The 18,183-nt window shown below is 37.7% G+C and carries 15 protein-coding genes; 3 read left to right on the top strand and 12 right to left on the bottom strand.

Features of this window, described 5'->3' with window-relative positions; genetic code table 11:
* Nucleotide 1 precedes the first annotated feature (1 nt).
* The 3 genes from NV377_RS00530 to rbsK are packed head-to-tail and all read right to left on the bottom strand — an operon-like array spanning nucleotide 2 to nucleotide 3,675.
* On the bottom strand, nucleotides 2–313 hold the full coding sequence (locus tag NV377_RS00530) for a DUF4387 domain-containing protein (RefSeq protein WP_258199231.1): 312 nt from the start codon (nucleotides 311–313) through the stop codon (nucleotides 2–4).
* A gap of 2 nt (nucleotides 314–315) precedes the next feature.
* Entirely contained in the window at nucleotides 316–1,683 is a 1,368-nt protein-coding gene (locus NV377_RS00525) for an acyclic terpene utilization AtuA family protein (protein WP_258199230.1), read from the bottom strand.
* 15 nt (nucleotides 1,684–1,698) lie between these two features.
* On the bottom strand, nucleotides 1,699–3,675 hold the full coding sequence (gene rbsK, locus NV377_RS00520) for a ribokinase (protein WP_258199229.1): 1,977 nt from the start codon (nucleotides 3,673–3,675) through the stop codon (nucleotides 1,699–1,701).
* Between the two features lie 236 nt (nucleotides 3,676–3,911).
* On the opposite strand from rbsK, the gene NV377_RS00515 reads away from it, so the two are divergent.
* Nucleotides 3,912–4,451, top strand: a complete 540-nt coding sequence (locus tag NV377_RS00515; protein ID WP_258199228.1) for a hypothetical protein — start codon at nucleotides 3,912–3,914, stop codon at nucleotides 4,449–4,451.
* Between the two features lie 150 nt (nucleotides 4,452–4,601).
* Here the strand turns inward: NV377_RS00515 and NV377_RS00510 are convergent, their stop codons facing one another.
* From NV377_RS00510 to NV377_RS00480, 7 genes are all read right to left on the bottom strand, one after another.
* Nucleotides 4,602–5,321 carry a nucleoside phosphorylase gene (locus NV377_RS00510; RefSeq protein ID WP_258199227.1) on the bottom strand — a complete coding sequence of 240 codons (720 nt, stop codon included), beginning with the start codon at nucleotides 5,319–5,321 and terminating at the stop codon, nucleotides 4,602–4,604.
* Entirely contained in the window at nucleotides 5,322–5,996 is a 675-nt protein-coding gene (locus NV377_RS00505) for a sulfite oxidase-like oxidoreductase (protein ID WP_258199226.1), read from the bottom strand.
* Between the two features lie 211 nt (nucleotides 5,997–6,207).
* Nucleotides 6,208–7,131: an ABC transporter permease gene (locus NV377_RS00500; RefSeq protein WP_258199225.1), complete on the bottom strand. Its 924-nt coding sequence runs from the start codon at nucleotides 7,129–7,131 to the stop codon at nucleotides 6,208–6,210.
* Complete coding sequence (locus tag NV377_RS00495; RefSeq protein WP_258199224.1) at nucleotides 7,115–8,182, bottom strand: ABC transporter permease; 1,068 nt, start codon at nucleotides 8,180–8,182, stop codon at nucleotides 7,115–7,117. Before NV377_RS00495 ends, NV377_RS00500 begins: the two co-directional genes overlap by 17 nt.
* Nucleotides 8,175–9,674, bottom strand: coding sequence for an ABC transporter ATP-binding protein (locus NV377_RS00490; RefSeq protein ID WP_258199223.1), 1,500 nt, complete (start codon nucleotides 9,672–9,674; stop codon nucleotides 8,175–8,177). The genes NV377_RS00495 and NV377_RS00490 overlap by 8 nt, the downstream gene beginning before the upstream one ends.
* A 70-nt stretch (nucleotides 9,675–9,744) precedes the next feature.
* Nucleotides 9,745–10,782, bottom strand: coding sequence for a BMP family lipoprotein (locus NV377_RS00485; protein WP_258199222.1), 1,038 nt, complete (start codon nucleotides 10,780–10,782; stop codon nucleotides 9,745–9,747).
* 204 nt (nucleotides 10,783–10,986) lie between these two features.
* Entirely contained in the window at nucleotides 10,987–11,451 is a 465-nt protein-coding gene (locus NV377_RS00480) for a MarR family winged helix-turn-helix transcriptional regulator (RefSeq protein WP_258199221.1), read from the bottom strand.
* 249 nt (nucleotides 11,452–11,700) lie between these two features.
* On the opposite strand from NV377_RS00480, the gene ilvD reads away from it, so the two are divergent.
* The gene (ilvD, locus tag NV377_RS00475; protein WP_258199220.1) at nucleotides 11,701–13,386 is read left to right on the top strand and encodes a dihydroxy-acid dehydratase; all 1,686 of its coding nucleotides are present in this window, start codon (nucleotides 11,701–11,703) and stop codon (nucleotides 13,384–13,386) included.
* A 154-nt stretch (nucleotides 13,387–13,540) separates the two neighbouring features.
* On the opposite strand, the gene NV377_RS00470 is transcribed toward ilvD, so the two are convergent.
* Nucleotides 13,541–14,908, bottom strand: a complete 1,368-nt coding sequence (locus tag NV377_RS00470) for a polysaccharide deacetylase family protein (protein WP_258199219.1) — start codon at nucleotides 14,906–14,908, stop codon at nucleotides 13,541–13,543.
* Nucleotides 14,909–15,087: 179 nt separating this feature from the next.
* Between NV377_RS00470 and ytvI the strand changes: the two genes are divergently transcribed.
* Complete coding sequence (ytvI, locus tag NV377_RS00465; protein ID WP_258199218.1) at nucleotides 15,088–16,212, top strand: sporulation integral membrane protein YtvI; 1,125 nt, start codon at nucleotides 15,088–15,090, stop codon at nucleotides 16,210–16,212.
* Between the two features lie 104 nt (nucleotides 16,213–16,316).
* Here the strand turns inward: ytvI and NV377_RS00460 are convergent, their stop codons facing one another.
* Nucleotides 16,317–18,122, bottom strand: coding sequence for a peptidoglycan D,D-transpeptidase FtsI family protein (locus tag NV377_RS00460; RefSeq protein ID WP_258199217.1), 1,806 nt, complete (start codon nucleotides 18,120–18,122; stop codon nucleotides 16,317–16,319).
* Nucleotides 18,123–18,183 lie beyond the last annotated feature (61 nt).

Raw genomic sequence — 18,183 nt, 5'->3', positions numbered from 1 at the left:
CTTAGATGTCGAATTCCAAATCCATTAATGGAGCATGCTGCTGTGCGCCGTACACATCACGATCCAAGAAAGTTCCTGACGATACGCTGCGGGAGAAGGTAACTTTGAATCCTAGAGCCTGATCAAAAAACACGATATGTGTAATATTCTCTTCCGCAATGTTATAAAGCTTAGCAATCAATGACTTATTAATTATTTCTGACCGTTTCAATGCATCGTAAATTTCCTTATCTCCGAACAATGCATCTAACGTAATTTCGAACGGTCCACTGTTTTTACTACGTAAAACTACCGCTGCTTCACTTATCTTCATCGTTACACCTCTTCATAATCGCAATGGAACATTTCTAATCCATCGGATACTTCCATTAAGTGATATACTGAAAACTCGTAAACTGGCCCAAATGGTACGTCACTTGGTGCAAACGGGAATGCTAGATTTCCTGCAGTAGATTTTCTTCCCTCATAACCGTAATGTAAAAAAGTCGAACGAACTGATCCACAGATAGCACTTGCCAGCTCTTGCGTCACTGCAATAACTTCAAACAATACACCTAGCTCATGACCTGGATTAGGAGTTGGCTCTAGTGACCCCAAGACACCATTCATCCCGTAATTGATAAAGTTTATCGAATAATCTTCTTGTGAAATCTCAGTGTAGTACTCGTAAACTTGCTGTTTTACTAGTTCTTCAACTTCCTCAATTTTATTAATAAGTAACGGATCTCTTATGCCAGCTATGACAAATGTGCGATAAGCAACTTGCATTGCGCCTTCGAGCTTAATTTTGTATTCAGGCGTTTCGAGCATCTTACTTCCTCTAACCTCGACGCTATGATCTGGAAGTTCAGTAAACTCACAATGTTCAAGGTCCAATATATAACCAGGTCCATGTAGTAAGTAAGGATGATCTTTTTCATAAAATGTATGGGCTGCAACAGAAATCGCTGTGCATTTACGCGTATCATTAAGCGTTTTCAATATAAAGGAATTTTCTTTCAAAATGCCTAACATACTGTCTTTTGTCGTCCCTGGTTCCGCACAGAGAGCCGCACATTCTAATATTTTCCCCATGTGATAGGCAAGTGCTGCATCATACCCTTTATGAATAGCAACCGCTGCGAACGGTGATGGATCATAAGCACGACCGCAGATGATAATATCTGCACCTTCTTCTAGAGCAGCTACAATAGGCTCATGACCCATCTGTGCAACTACACCATTGGTTGCATATAATCTTTCCTTCGTTAACGGTTTCACTGACAAACCAAGTGGTAGACACTGTCCACTGTCTAGCTTGGCTTCAATAATATCATTTGGAATATCTGCCCAAATCGTAGCGATCTTCAGTCCACTTAAACCTTTTTCTTGCAGAATTTCAGTAATGATGGAGCGAGTCCATTCTACATGAACTTTCGCTCCACTTCCGCCCGCCGAGCCGATAATAACCGGAATACTTGCTGATACTCCTGCAGAAATCATAATCTCCAAGTCTTTTTTACAAGCTTGTTTACTTACAATCGCCGAACCTGCCCCTAGTTTATGGGGTCCACCGTCTGTAGATCCCGCATCGACTACAATAGCATCTGGCAACAATTCCATTCCTCTTTGAAAGGATGATTTCGGAAATCCGTAACCAAGCATGCCACAAGGGGCAAGTATTCTTAATTCTCTTGTTGTCATCTTGTCGCTTCCTCCTTATTGCAAGTACATTCTTATCGTTTCCTTGTCTGGAAGGGATGGTTGAGCTCCTTCTCTACTTACAGTAATACCTGCCGCTAGACTAGCAAACGCTATAGATTCTTCAAAGTTTTTCCCTTCCGATAGAGCTACTGTTAATGAACTGATGAACGAGTCCCCTGCTCCTGTTGTATCCACAGCCTTAAAACTTGCTGCCGGAAAATACTTTTTAGTTGTGGCATTCACTAGAAGGCAACCCTTCTCACCAAGTGTGACAATAACATTTTGAAAACTCTTTTCTAATAGCTTGATTGCTTTTTCTTCAATTGATGCTTCACCAGGAATCATACGATCAAGCTCTGTCTCATTCGGAATAACAAGGAAGCAGTTTTCAAATAATGAATAATTGATTTCTCTAGCAGGCGCTGGATTCAGTATTAGTTTTACATTTTTCTGTCTACATAATGTTGCAACATATTCGATCGTATTCATTGGAATTTCCATCTGTACGAGACAATAAGATACTTTATCGAAGATCCATTCAAACTCTTGTACCTGCTCAATACTTAATCTTGAATTGGCTCCTGGATTTACAACGATATTGTTATCACCGTTATCTGAAACATAGATATAAGCATTACCAGTAGGTAACATATCATCATGGATAACACCGCTAGCATCTACACCATACTTGATTAAACTATGATATAACTCTCGACCATATAGATCATTTCCAACACGACCGATCATGTACACTTTACCGTTCAGCTTTCCAGCCCCTACAGCTTGGTTAGCGCCCTTGCCACCTGCAGCATGTTTGATGTCATTAGCTAGAATGGTTTCCCCTACTTTTGGAATATGAGGGACTTTCATAATGATATCCATGTTAAGACTTCCAACGATCGCAATTTTCTCTTTCTGAGAATAGTCAGGCCCTGAAGGCTTATCTACGCTTTTTCTAACAATTAGTTCAGGTCCATACACTATTTTCTGCTCTACTTCTTCGCCTCTAATTTGCTTTATTAATTGTGTGCAAGCTTCATATCCGACTTGATACGTTGGATAGCGAATAGCTGTCAGATTAGGAATAATAAGATCACTTATATTTGAATCAGACAACGCAACAACTGAGACATGAGATGGTATTTTCAACAACGCTTCGTTAATAGCTCCGTATACACCTGAAGCAATCTCATCGTTAGCAGCTACAATAGCTGTAACTCCTTTTGCTAGAAGTAGCTTCGTCCCTTCATTACCAAATTGCTTATTATCTCCTTGAGTACCTTCAAATAGTAAGCTTCTCTCAAAGGAAATATTATGATCGTATAACGCTTTTTTGTATCCTTCCAAACGACTTTCCGCTACAGGGTCAGACAACGTGCCTGTAATAAAGCCAATGAGCTCATGCTGATGTTCTATTATGTATGTTGTTGCTTTATATGCACCTAAGAAATGATCGAAATACAGTTGATGGATTTGCTCATCTAATGCCCGCTGACTTACTACTACAACTGGAGCATCTTTTGAAGAAAACACTTCTGTTTCTGCTATCTCCATTCCAGAAGCAGGGACTAGTATGATACCTTCTACATTTCTATCTTGAAGAATTTTATCGTATTTCTTTTCACCGACCTCACTTGCATCGGTGTGAGCAATAATAACGCTCATCTTCGCTTGGTATGCACATTCTTCCACGCCTTTTGTAAAAGCTGTATAAAAATCATTCGATATACGATCACCCATTACCAAGCCGATTGTAGATGATTTTGCTGAAATACGTTTCATCATCTTCTGGTATGGTACGTAATTGTTATCGCTAATAATTTTATTAATCTTTTTCTTCGTTTCTTCTCCAATGTCTTGATCCTTCTGATTCAAAATCTTGGAAACCGTCGCAATAGAAACGCCGGCAAGTTTGGCAATATCATTAATTGTTAAAGATTTAGTGCCAGTTTTTCTTGCAGGTTTGTTATTTGAAGTATCAATATCCTTCAACGGAGTACCTCCTTCTCAAGCGTCCCTACTTTTACGAAAACATTTTACTAAACTGTTTACTTTTGTATAATTTATCACAGGATAGAAAGACTGTCAATAATGTAAATGTAAGCGATATCAAATATTTTTATGGCTTTAATCTTTAATACTTGACCGTTTGCAAAGATAACATTATATGGTAAGTTAGAGAAAACTTAATCAATTTTCTTTGAAGAAGTTGCTGAGGGGATGAGTCGGTGGCTGGAAATATATATTATATTATTTATTCAATAGGCTTGGTAATTGCGTTCTGTATTGTACTAATTATAATAAAATCAATAAATCGCAAACGCATAATTATTGTTTTCCTTACTGTTTCCATTCCCATCTTCATCCTATGTCAAACGTATTTTTGGAACTTTACGTTCAATAGTTATGTAAAGAGTTATTTGCTATCTAGCGAAAGTTTTTCCTGTGAATTTGAAGAGGACCTGAAAAACATTACAATACCTCTGCCTAAACGAACTGTATTTCAAGCAAAAGAAGATGTTTGTTCACCTTTTTATATTACTTATGTTGGTGAAAATGAATTTCAATCTTTCTACGAAAAAGAGTTAACTAGACTGAAAACTTCAGGACAAATTCAAAACTACTATTTCATCCAGGAAGGCGTTCGAGCACAAAAGGATAGGAGCAGATATTTTGTAGAGTTATCTTCTGGACCAGATTTAGTTATTTCTTTTCAGACATCAGATGATACCTATTGGCTAGCTATTACGTATGTACCGGACAATTAATTAAAGCTACCTGTTACGTACAGTCAGAACCATTAATTTGAGCTATACATCCTACAATAATTTTAAAACAAATAGGGAACTTCATGATCTTCCATGAAGTTCCCTATTTGTTTTATTGAACATTATATTTGTCAAAAGTAAATCACATGACTAAGCTAATTTCACCATAGCTTCAAGTGCTGCTTTAATTTCACGTTCAACAGCATCACTTACTACGTTTGTATGTGGATCATAACCTTCAGCTAGATCAGAATCAGCATAGCCATCAAGTGCTACAATTGCTCCAGCACGAATGCCACGAAGTGAAGCAATAACATACAATGAAGCTATCTCCATCTCTACTGCAAGTGCTCCAGATGCTTTATATAGCTTGTGAGGTATTTCTACTGGACCATTGAAGAATACATCAAGAGTTACAGTAATACCTTTCTTCACAATACCACCTTGTTCCTCTGCAGAAGCAAATAGTGCATTAACAACTTCACTATCGCCAATCGCAGGGAAACCATCAGGTACTAATTGTTTAGTTAGTCCATCTGTACGGATTGTACCCGTACTTACGATCAAACTTCCTGCAGGATGATCAGCGGAATAAGAACCTGCTGTACCTACACGAATAATCGTATGTACGCCACCTTTAATAAGTTCTTCAAAACATACCGCAGCACCAGGGCAACCTACACCATGACTTACTACTGCTAATTGTACGCCTTTATATGAACCAACAAAGGTACGATATTCACGAGCGAATGATAGTTCAACAGAATCAGTTAGCATGTCTGCAATTTTCTTGGCGCGACGTGGATCTCCACATACGATAGCAAGACCTGGCAGTTGCTCTGAATTAACTTCAAGAATAGATAAAAACATTTAGTCAAACTCCTTCCCATGCCACTCATCTTCTGGTAGATCAAAACCATCTCCAGAGAAACGTTGTTCGGCAAATGGTTCTGCATAATTATGAAATCCATTTTGTTCCCAGAATCCTGGGTAATCTTCAACCATAAATTCAAAACCAGTAATCCATTTCGCACTCTTCCAGAAGTAGAGATGTGGAATGACCATGCGCAATGGCCCACCATGTTTTTCAGTAAGTGGCTCTCCGTCAAAAGTATGTGCTAACAATATATTGTCACGCATCAAATCTTCTAAAGGAACATTAGCTGTGTAATCATTTTCCCCATGAATCATTACATATTTTGCTTCAGCTTTTACACCGAGCAAAGGTAACAAATCTGAGAATCTAATGCCAACCCAATTCGTATCAAGCTTAGACCAACGTGTTACACAATGAATGTCACAGGTGATCTCAGTTTGAGGTAATTTCATCAAATCGTCAAAGTCGAAACTACGAATCGTCTCTACTTCACCAAATGTTTTGATATTCCAAATTGACATATCATACTGTGGCACTTCACCTTCGTGAAGAATCGGAAAACGATCTGTAACTGTTTGTCCAGGAGGTACACGATGCTGAAGTTCCGGTGGTACTTTTGCAGCTAATGGCGCCTTAACTTTTTTCAGACGCTCCGCTTTTTTATGCATATCGACGACCTCCTCCAACTTTTCTGGACTTCATGACTTTACTTCTTTGCACAGAAAAGCACATCAGAAGCACAGGCAAAAATTTTTCATATCTTCTAGGTATACTTATTGTTAATGAAAAGCACTTCGGAAGCTAAATCTTTTCTGTGCTTCTTGTCATAACCTCTTCGCACAGAAAAGTACTTCGGAAGCATAAGCATAAAATCAACCGTTAGCGTGAGCTTCCGTTAGATTTTTTAGCTTCGTCCTTATATCCATTGTTTTTGAAGAAAATCATCGCAATAATGGTTACAACAAACGGAAGCATAGCTGAAAGATTTGAAGGAATAGAGAAGTTTTGCAAACGATAGCTCAAAGCCTCCATAAAGCCAAACAATATACTTGCACCTGCTACACCAATGGGATTAGATTGACCTAGCATCGTTGCTACTAATGCGATAAATCCACGACCGCTTGTCATACCTTCAGTAAACATCGTTACATTACCAAGAGACAACTGTGCACCTGCAAGTCCACAAAGCGCACCACAAAGCAATACTGCAAGGTATTGAATTCTACGAACCGGTAAACCAATACTACGAGCTGCCGTTGGATTCTCTCCAGCTGCAAGCAGACGGAAACCTGATACCGTTTTATACAAGTATATTTGCAATAAAATTACGATAATGATGGACACATACACTAGAATAGATTGACCAGAAAAAACATCGCCGATCCATGGGATATCCTTTATTAATGGAATATCGAGCTTAGGTAGTCCCTGCATATCTTTGTCGTAATAAGCTCCCTTTACATTGAAAATTGCACGAAGGGCAAACGTCGTTAGTCCAGCGGCTAAAAAGTTAATAGCAATACCTACGACAATTACATTTGCCTGTAAATTAATACTCATATAGGCAAAGAGTAGCGCGAATAACAGTGAACAACCAATAGCGAACAAGATGGCCATTGTAATACTACCTGTTAAATAATTACCAAGAATAGCGGAAAATGCACCTACTAAGATTAGACCTTCCAAACCAACATTAAATAGTCCAACTCGTGCGCATATTGCTCCACCTAAAGCTGCAAGCAAAATCGGTGTAATCATACGTAGAGCTGCAGCGAATAAGGAAACATCAATTAGCTGATCCATCTTTCGCCCCCGCTTTCTTGCGTTTAATGAATGACATTGTAAATTTCGCTGTAATAAACAGAATTAATACAGCTTGAATAATACTTGATACTTCTAGCGGAACATCGGTATTACGCTCCATACCCATACCACCAGTCTGCAAAGCAGCGAGGAAAATAGCTGCTATTGCTGTACCAATAGGATTTGAATTAGCTAGTAATGTCGCCATAATACCTGTCCATGCATAATTAGCAGAGACTAGTGAACCATCAAGATAGCGATATGAAGTACCTAGTACATCGGATGCGCCGGCAAGACCTGCGAAAGCACCACTGACCAGCATACTTACTACCATCAAACGGCCGCGATTTACGCCGCCATAGCTAGCAAATAGTGGATTGCCGCCTAGCATACGAATTTCATATCCTTTTTTCGTGTACTTGATGAATAAAAATAATCCGATTGTCGCAACGATTGCGATGACAAAACCTATATGCAATGTCATACCTGAAAATAATTTCGGGAAAAATACTGATTTATCGATCATTTGCGTCTGGGACAGAGCTGAGTTAGTTGTGCTATCTTTGAATGGATATGCAACCATATAACCAGCAAATAGTGATGCAATATAATTAAGTAATAGCGTTGTAATTAATAAGTTCATACCGAACCTGGAATCGAGCCAACCCGCAAGAGCAGACCAAAGACCAGCTACAATCATAGCAGCCATAATAGCTGCGATCGCTTTAAACCAACCCGGACCTGGTACGTAAACTGCTGTTATTGCAGCAGTTAATGCCCCTAGAACCATCTGACCTTCTGAACCCATATTGAAAAATCCTGCTTTGAACGCTAATGATGCGCCTAGACCAACCAAAATAATTGGAGTGGCCCGAGCTAATGTACTCGTAAAGAAATAAAAATTACCGAATGCGCCATTCCACATTTCTCGGTACGTATCCACAATATTTCCATCAACGATTACAATTGCGATTGCACCAACCAATAGACCTGCAACTATTGCAATGAACGGCTGTAAAAGGGACTGTAAACTACTTTTTATCTTATCCAACAGCTTTACCTCCCGCCATTAGTAGACTAATTTGCTCTTCAGTAGCTACAGCAGCATCTAATTCACCAGCAATTTTACCTTCATACATAACTAATATACGATCTGAAAGCTTCATAATTTCTGTTAATTCGCTTGATACTAGCAAAATACCCGCTTTTTCATCACGACGTTTTAATAACTCTCCGTGAATAATCTCCATTGCACCAACATCTACACCACGAGTCGGCTCAGCAGCAATTAGAAAAGGAGTTTGCTTTGCAAGCTCACGTGCAACAATTAGCTTTTGCAAATTACCACCTGATAAATATTGAGCTTTAGTACTTAATGACCCTGTTTTAATTCCAAATCTTTGAACCCATTCGGATACAAGATCACGAATTAATTTACCTTGAAGAACTCCGTATTTACTCGTTGAATCCAAATGACCCATTATTCCATTATCTGAAACGGTTGCATCTTTGGACACACCCCAAAGGTATCGATCCTCAGGAATGTGCGCAAGTCCACTTTCACGAATTTGCTTAACGGAAGCACCGGTTACATTCATACCTTGTATTGTGATAGTTCCTTGACTATAAGGCATTAATCCAGAAATTGCTTGCAATAACTCTGACTGACCATTCCCAGATATTCCAGCAATACCTACAATCTCACCTTCACGCACGTTAAAATTAATGTTGTCTAATAACGGCTTAGCTTTATTACCTTTAATAGAAAGTGATTGTACATTAAGTACTGGATCTCCATATTCAAGTTTTCGACGTTCAAGCTTAACAAGATCACGTCCAACCATCATTTTGGATAACTCTTCTTCATTAGTATCAGCAGCATTCACCGTGCCAGTAATATGGCCATCTCGGAGTACTGTAATTCGATCAGCTACTTCCATTATTTCACTCAGTTTATGACTAATAATAATAAAACTTTTACCGCTAGCAGCAAGTTTTTTTATTGAAATTAATAACTCTTTTACTTCTATAGGTGTTAAAACACCTGTTGGTTCATCAAGAATAATAATTTCTGCACCTTGATATAATACTTTCAATATTTCTACTCGTTGTTGCATTCCAAGTGAACAATCTGCAACTTTATGCTTTGGATTAACAGGCATTCCGTATCGCTCAGATAATTTCAGTGTTTCTTCAATTGCTGTTTTACGATCAAACTTCACACCTTTACTTGGTTCACGACCAATAACGATGTTCTCTGCAATCGTAAATGCTGAAAACAACATAAAATGCTGATGGACCATACCGATGTTTTGCCCGATAGCGTCTGTTGGATCATTAAACGTTACAGCTTTGCCATCAATTCTAATCTCACCACTTGTCGGACGTTCCATGCCATACAAAATACGCATCAACGTCGTTTTACCTGCACCATTTTCACCAATAAGCGCATGAACTTCACCTTTGCGCAAATTAAAATTAACATTATGATTAGCAGTTACAGAGCCATATGACTTTGTTATACTGTCCATCTCAAGCAGCATACAGAAGCTCCTTTCAAACAATTAAGCCGGCTGCAGTTACTGCAGCCGGCAAACTACTTATAAAAATTTATTATTTTGTAATAGAAGTATCGATTGAACCGTCTTTGATACCTTCAGCAATTTCTTTTAATTGAGCGATATCTTCATCAGTTAGTTTGTCACTGCGCGGAGATTCACTTTCAGTCGTTACAAAAGTAAGACCTACGCCACCTTCAGCCAAACCATAGAACGTAGTTCCAAAGTCGAATTTATCTTCAACGAAAAGTTTAACTGTATCGTAAGTAACAGTATCTACTTCTTTAAGTTGAGATAAGATTACGTGCTCAGGATCGATTACAGTACGGTCAACGTCTTGTCCTGAAGCATAGAAACCTTTTTCTTTTGCAGCTTCAAATATACCGAAGTCACCAACTGCAGCTAAACCTGCGATAAAGTCAGCACCTTGAGCGTTTTGTTGAAGTGCAAGTTCTTTTGATTTTGCAGAATCTACATAGCTACCTACATACGAAGTTAGAACTTTTGCTTCAGGATTTGTGTAAGCAAGACCTTTAGCAAAACCAATTGTATACTTGTCCATTTGTGCGCCTTCAACAGCAACAACATTACCAACAACGTTGGATTCTGTTACAAGACCAGCAGCAGCACCTAGAAGGAATGATGCTTGGTTTTCAATAAAAGCAGCACTTCTTACATTAGGTACATCTTCAATTACATGGTCAATAATTGCAATCGGAAGATTTGGGTTTTCAGCCGCGATTTTTCTAAGAGCATCTTCAGCTTGGTAAGTAGCAGTTATAATCATGTCATATCCATCAGCAACTGCAGCGCGGAAGTTTTGTTCAAAAGCATTAGCATCTGAAGATTCCATGGTTTTGATAGTAACACCAAAGTCTTCCCCAGCTTTTTTGAAACCTTTATCCATTAGTTCGAAGAATGGGTTAACACCAATTTGTTCAGGAAGAACTAGAGCAATTTTAATATCTTTCTTGCCATTCCCTGTTCCCTCTGAATTAGTACCGTTTGACCCTTGATTTGCATTGTTACCACATGCAGCCAACAATCCGATAACTAGAACCATTGACAAAAGTAATGTAAGTCTCTTTTTCACTGTGTGTTTCTCTCCTCATCCTTAGAAATCCGACAAAATACTACTTTATCTTACACAATAACAGCGATAATTTAAGTATTAATTAATAAACGTCACAAAAATGACAAATAAAATAGCGATTACATTGCTAAAATATTACAAATTATGATGGAAATCGACTTATTACAACTATTTACTTAGTAATTTGTACCGAAAAGTCTAGTTTCATTCTTTTTCTGTTGCATTAAAAGTTACCATATTTTGTTTCATTTTATTAAACAGATACATTCCTTTTTCCATTTCATCACTAGTAAGACCCTCAAATAAATGAATCATCAAATTTTTCCGTACCGCTTTAATCTCTTCTACATGCTTTTCTCCTAATTCTGATATTTTCAACAATACGACACGTCGATCATTTGCATCTTTCTCTCTAGTGACAAACCCTAATTCAATTAGCCGATCAGACAAACCCGTTACCGCTCCACAAGTAATATATAGTTTGTCTGCAATATGTGAGGCTTTTGTAGGTCCATTTTCTGAAAGTTGTGTCATCATTCGAGCGTGAGTTATTCCAAGTCCAGATATACTATATTTTCCCCAGTATGTATTAATGATGCTTCTGATTTCACGAAAAGATTCATCCAACTTATTCATTAGCTCTTTATTATTTTCAAAATGATTATCCATTTCGATCCCCTTTTCGAAATCCTATTTTTACTATGTTGATTTACAGTCTTGTAATCTATTATGAGGATTACTTCACATCATAGTATACCAAATTATACGTATTAAGCGCGTGATTCGGTTCATAATACGGTTATTACTTTGTAGCCAAGTACTATTGAGTATGCTAAAATTACAAATATGAGCATCTAGCATGATAATAACATTGTAACTATTTCATTATAGTGTAAACGTACAAGGAGGAACTTCCACATGGCAAAAACAAAAATGCGTTCTGATATGATTAAAAAAGGATTTGACCGTGCACCACATCGTAGTTTGCTTCGTGCTGCTGGAGTTAAAGAAGAGGATTTTGGCAAACCGTTTATCGCGGTATGTAACTCTTATATTGATATTGTCCCTGGACATGTACATCTTCAGGAATTTGGTAAATTAGTTAAGGAAGCTATCTATGAAGCTGGCGGTGTTCCTTTCGAATTCAACACAATTGGTGTAGATGATGGTATCGCAATGGGCCATATCGGTATGCGTTATTCTCTTGCTAGCCGTGAAATTATCGCTGACTCCGTTGAGACAGTTGTTAACGCTCACTGGTTCGATGGTATGATCTGTATTCCTAACTGTGATAAAATCACACCTGGTATGATTCTAGGTGCACTTCGCGTTAATATCCCTACAATGCTAGTAAGTGGTGGACCAATGAAAGCCGGCAGAACATCAGATGGTCGTGCAATCTCACTTACAAGTGTATTTGAGGGCGTTGGTGCTCACCAATCTGGTATTATCAATGATGAGCAACTTTATGAGCTAGAAGCATATGGTTGTCCTACATGTGGTTCATGTTCAGGTATGTTCACTGCTAACTCCATGAACTGCTTAGCTGAAGGTCTTGGACTTGCTCTTCCTGGTAACGGTACGATTCTTGCTGTTGCTCCAGAGCGTAAAGAATTTGTTAAGCAAGCAGCTCGTCAATTAATGGAACTTATTAAAATGGACCGCAAACCTCGCGATATCGTTACAAAAGCAGCAATCGACAATGCTTTTGCGCTTGATATGGCTATGGGTGGTTCTACAAATACAGTACTTCATACACTTGCAATTGCACATGAAGCAGGTATTGAATATTCGATCGAAGAAATCAATGAAATTGCTGAACGTGTTCCTCACTTAGCAAAAATCGCTCCAGCATCTGATTATCATATTGAAGATGTACACAATGCTGGTGGTGTTAGTGCAATAATTCATGAATTATTGAAAAAAGAAGGCGCATTCGACGGTGATACTTTATCTGTATCAGGTAAAACTATTCGTGAAAACGTTGAAGGCTGTGAAATTCAAGATACGGATGTTATCCACACAATCGACAACCCACATACTGCTCGTGGTGGACTAGCTATTCTATTCGGTAACATTGCTCCTAACGGTTCAGTTATTAAAACTGGTGCAGTTGACAAATCAGTAGGTGGCTATCATAAAGGTCCTGCTATTTGCTTTAATTCTCAAGATGAATGTCTTGAAGCTCTAGCTCAAGGCAAGATTAAAGAAGGCCATGTTGTAGTTATTCGTTACGAAGGACCTCGTGGCGGTCCAGGTATGCCTGAAATGCTTGCTCCAACTTCAGCAATTGTTGGTATGGGTCTTGGCGCTAAGGTTGCCCTAATTACGGATGGTCGCTTCTCTGGAGCTTCTCGCGGAATTTCTATCGGTCACGTTTCTCCAGAAGCTGCTGATGGCGGTCCAATCGCATTCGTTAATGATGGCGATGAAATCGAAATCGATATGAATAATCGTACGATGAACCTACTAATTAGTGATGAAGAGTTTGAAGCTCGTAAAGCCGCATGGCCTGGATTCGAACTTAAAATCAAACGTGGTTACCTAGCTCGTTATGCACATATGGTAACAAGCGCTAATACTGGTGCAGTAATGAAAATGTAGTATAAGATTTTCTTACTATAAGCGAAAGCCTGCTGATCGATGATAATCAGCAGGCTTTTTTTGTACGCAAATGTCAATGGCAATTTCGGCGAATACTAAAAAGATGTAGCGAGTAATAACATTACTCGCTACATCTTTTTTATTTCATATTTCATTAATTCGATGTTAGTACATCTTGCTTCGCACTAATAATTTCTTGTTGTTTGGCAACATTGTACACATTATCAAGTGGAATGTATTGCTGAAGACGCTCAAGCGTCATAAGTAAAATTCTAGGTTCTTCTTGAACTTGCTCTCGAACTTGACGGTTAGCCGTAGCAGTTTGAGCTGGCGTTAATATTTTCATTAACCATTTCAAATAAATTTTAGAGCTAGCTAGAAATATTCCATTAGGCATATCATGGATTGAAAAACCTAATTTATCAGCGCCTCGATTAATCATCGTAATTCCTTGTATTGCTTTAATTGGAGTATTCTTTGCCTCATCCGTAATTTGTAAAGCTAATGCAGGTAATGCTCGTTCTACTTCACGAATCGTCTTCACAGCAACGACCAATGGATTTTTCGATGCAAATGCAATTTGGGATAATTTCTTATTATCAAAATGAAGTTCAACAATCTGATCACCATGTGAGAGCACTTCACCGTTATTCAAAGGTAGTGGTTTTCCTTTATATTTAATCAAACGATAATGGAACATAGACCCATTGCTTGATTTAATATCTTTCAATCTCATAACTTGATGAAATACTTTCTCCCAAGTTAACCACAAAGACACCATCATCTTTTTACCTATAGATAAAGTTTTCTTATTATTATGTTCTGTCACTTTAATCATACTTTCTATGTTTACCATTTTCATTTGTCTTAATGTTGCTTCTTCGAGAAATACTTCCAAAGCAATTAGCATATTACGCGGAGCATCTACATCTGCACCAAACGTTCTTCCACAATCATGTAGTAGCAATACTTCTCCAGCGTTCAGCTTGCTCATTAATCTAACTTCTAATTTCTTTGCATCTAATTTTTTATGCCAATCTCCAAAAATCGATGACCATAAAATAATATTAAGACGTGATACATTGCCATAGTCGAACAAATTAACAATTCCCCACGGCGGTCGGTAGTAGATCGAACGTTGTCCAGTTACCTCTTCAATAATATCATTAGTCATTGCAATATGTTTACGAACTGTCTTAGGTCTCATAAACCAATTCGTCTTATGTTCATAATTATGAACACCTATTGTATGACCTTCATCTCTCATCCTTTTCAATAATTCAGGATTTTGTTTCGCATGTACTCCTACAACAAAGAAAGTTGCTTTAGCATCATATCTTTGCAATAAGTCTAGTAACTGTTCAGTATAGATAGGGTCTGGTCCATCATCAAATGTTAACGCAATTTCATGATTCGCTTTCCCCTTCTTAAATACTTGATATCCAAATACTCTACTTAAAAGTCCAGGAATAAATGCGTAGAAGGTCATGAAATAAAATCCCCAAGTTAATATGTTTTCCATGATTGTCTTCCTCACTATAATAATGATATAGTCAATATATAATACATAATAAGAACGAAGTGCACTAACTTTTATTGTATCATAATTGCATGGAATTCTCACTAGCAAGATCAGTAAGAATATTTGTAAAGCATAGATATATTACTAACTATACTACGTTTTGAAAGGATGATTGCGACTTGTTATCTTTCTACAAAAAATATTGGAGAACGGCTTTTGATATTGCGCTTATCGTTGTTACAGTCCTTCTTATTATGTGGCTATTTAGTATTGTGTACAATATTGCAAAACCAATTTTCTACTCCTTTGTTATTTTCATGTGTATTGAGCCTCTCGCAAGACGTCTTAATAAATGGGGATTGAAAAAAAGCTTAGCCTCTGCCATTTCAGCTGTCCTATTCGTTCTTATTGTTCTTGGATTAATTGGAGCACTTATTATTATTGCAACCATTCAAGGGATTGAATTAGTTAACTTACTCCCTCAATATCAGGAACAGTTCTCCGCAGAGCTTAACAAATGGCTACACTATTTCCAAGAGCAGATGAATCAATTACCTATCGACATCAGCTTAACAGACAAACTAACAGATATATTGGCTCAGGCTTCTACAACTATACAAGGTTGGTTAATAAATGGTTTAACTTTTGTTATCGGCTCGATAACTTCATTTACTTCATTCGTTGTAAATGCTGCAATTGGTCTAATCTTAGCTTACTTCTTAAGTATTGAAATTGTAGATTGGAAAAAATTAGCTACTAATAAAACGCCTAATACATTTAAAACTGCCTTTTTCTTTTTGAGAGATAATGTATTGAAAGGTATTTGGATCTACATTAAAGCACAAAGTAAATTAATAAGTATTACCTTTGTAGTTATACTTATATCTTTATTATTACTAGGGGTTAATCATGCTTTAGTTATTTCATTAGTTGCAGCTATATTTGACGTATTACCTTTACTTGGCGTAAGTACAATTTTCATCCCATGGATTACTTATTTGTTTGTAATTGGTGATTATGAAATAGCCATTTGGATTACAGTACTATGGCTTGTCGTAGTTCTAGCTAGACAAATGCTTGAACCAAAAATCACTGGTGATTCCTTAGGCGTATCAGCATATACAATGTTAGCATTTATGATGATTTCCTTATCATTATTCGGTGTAGCTGGATTAATTCTATCACCAATTCTACTTATACTCATCAAAGCATTACTAGACCAAGGCTACTTTGAACAATGGATTAGGAAACCAATTGGTGAATATGATAAGTTAGAAACAAGTATTGAAAAAGTGGACGAATAATAATGTGGCAATTGAACAAATAAAGAGGCAGTATCAAAAGTCACCAATAGCGACCTTGATACTGCCTCTTCTTTAACTGTTCTTATAGTTATGCTCTATCGCTACTATTCATGGGCTGCAACAATATCCATAATTCCACGGAATATTTGTGTAGCTTGATTTCTCGTACCACTTGATTGATCTTGTACGAGTACGGATAGAGCATATTGGGGCTGCTCAGTCGGACCATAACCGACAAACCATTGATCATTGTGCCCTGATTGCTTGCCACTTAATTGTGCTGTACCAGACTTACCAGCTATATGCCATTGCCCTTGATTAATTGACTGCCCTGTTCCTTGTTGAACAACTAATTGCATATATCTTAATATCTTTTCTGCCGTAGCTGGATGTATATTATATTTATTCTCATGTCCTAGATGAACTGGCAGCTGCGCTAATACTTGACCATCAGCATAATTTATTTGTGAGACAATTCTATTCTCGTATTGTCTCCCATGATTAAGTAAAGTTACAACCATATTGGCTGCTTGTAAAGGCGTTAGATGAACATCACGCTGACCTATACTTGATTGTGCAATGATTCCACCATCTTTCGTATTCAGATCATGAAACACAAGACCATTCTCTTCCTCTGCTAATAATCGAATAGGAGACGTAATTGGTGCTTTCGCTTTATCTTGATGCCATCCTACTTTTTGAACTACACCCAGTGCATTTGCTGTTTCATATAATTGATTTGCTGAAAGACGTTCGGATAATGTTGCAAACACAACATTGCACGAGTTAGCGAATGCTTCTTCCAATGTCTGGTCACCATGTCCGCCTTTTTTCCAGCACGATAGCCCATATCTGCCGTATTCACCATTACAATAAAAATGTTCATCTTCGTCTACAACCCCATACTCTAATGCTGCTGCTGCCGTTACAATTTTATATATGGATCCTGGTGAATATGCGGTTAGAGCGTGATTTTTAAGAACACTATCATTACCCATGCTTAATTGCCCAGGTAATAATTGTGGCCTGGATACCATTGCTTTTACATCACCATTAGTAACATCGAGCAATACTATGGCCCCTTCAGTAACATGTTTCTCGTCCAAGTATCGTTCTATCTTATTTTGAAGATCAAGATCAATTGTCGTTACAATGGTAAGCGGATAGTAAGGATTACTCGACTCCATTCTCCTCATGCCAATACCAGATAATAGATCATACCTTCCATCTAATGTGTATGATATGTAGGACGGCCCTAGTCCATGTAGGTATCGATCAAGAGAATATTCTAGACCTAATATTCCAACTTTACTGTCCCTACTCCAATTAGTTAAATTTTTTATCTCAGAGCTGTACACCTTATCAGCCCACTCCGGATATTCAGCAACAGCCCCAATAAAATGCTTCTGTTCATATTGCTCTGGATAACGATCACGATATGTGACGACTTCTAGGCCATATAAATGCAACGCTTGTATGTCATGCACTTGTTGCTCAGTTAGTCTGATCGGTTCTCTTGACTTATCTTCTAAGAAAGAGGCACTTTCTAAAACACTTACAAACTCTTGTAACTGATCTGAAGATTTATCTAAAATAGTAGCAAGTTGATCAAATCGTGTAGCATCTATTTCCTTCCATGCGTGGACTGGGAAAAATGCAACCGTATCGTATTTTTGACTTGTAATTGATAATCCATGTTCATCAACAAAATGACCTCTGCCATCATCAACCATCAATTTCTTCATCCGTTGATTAACCGCCCCTTGGCGCCAATCATAATATTTATATTTACTTCCATGCTGTTGAAACATAGTAGTCGTTGGACTTATTTGTAAGTAGATAAGTCGACATGTATAAACAAACATAACGCTAGTAAATACGATCGCTATCCAGATTACTCTTCGCTGCATTGTTATCTACTCCATTATCATCATAATATCTTTAGTATGACTACTTTCTAAGTAGATTAAA

This window comes from Paenibacillus endoradicis (assembly GCF_024721975.1).
This window is presented reverse-complemented; position numbering and strand designations above follow the sequence as displayed.

Bases quoted from the DNA above. Each gene is read 5' to 3' on its own strand.
- NV377_RS00530 (WP_258199231.1), bottom strand. From the start codon at position 313: ATGAAGATAAGTGAAGCAGCGGTAGTTTTACGTAGTAAAAACAGTGGA.
- NV377_RS00525 (WP_258199230.1), bottom strand. From the start codon at position 1,683: ATGACAACAAGAGAATTAAGAATACTTGCCCCTTGTGGCATGCTTGGT.
- NV377_RS00510 (WP_258199227.1), bottom strand. From the start codon at position 5,321: ATGTTTTTATCTATTCTTGAAGTTAATTCAGAGCAACTGCCAGGTCTT.
- NV377_RS00505 (WP_258199226.1), bottom strand. From the start codon at position 5,996: ATGCATAAAAAAGCGGAGCGTCTGAAAAAAGTTAAGGCGCCATTAGCT.
- NV377_RS00500 (WP_258199225.1), bottom strand. From the start codon at position 7,131: ATGGATCAGCTAATTGATGTTTCCTTATTCGCTGCAGCTCTACGTATG.
- NV377_RS00490 (WP_258199223.1), bottom strand. From the start codon at position 9,674: ATGCTGCTTGAGATGGACAGTATAACAAAGTCATATGGCTCTGTAACT.
- NV377_RS00480 (WP_258199221.1), bottom strand. From the start codon at position 11,451: ATGGATAATCATTTTGAAAATAATAAAGAGCTAATGAATAAGTTGGAT.
- ilvD (WP_258199220.1), top strand. From the start codon at position 11,701: ATGGCAAAAACAAAAATGCGTTCTGATATGATTAAAAAAGGATTTGAC.
- NV377_RS00470 (WP_258199219.1), bottom strand. From the start codon at position 14,908: ATGGAAAACATATTAACTTGGGGATTTTATTTCATGACCTTCTACGCA.
- NV377_RS00460 (WP_258199217.1), bottom strand. From the start codon at position 18,122: ATGCAGCGAAGAGTAATCTGGATAGCGATCGTATTTACTAGCGTTATG.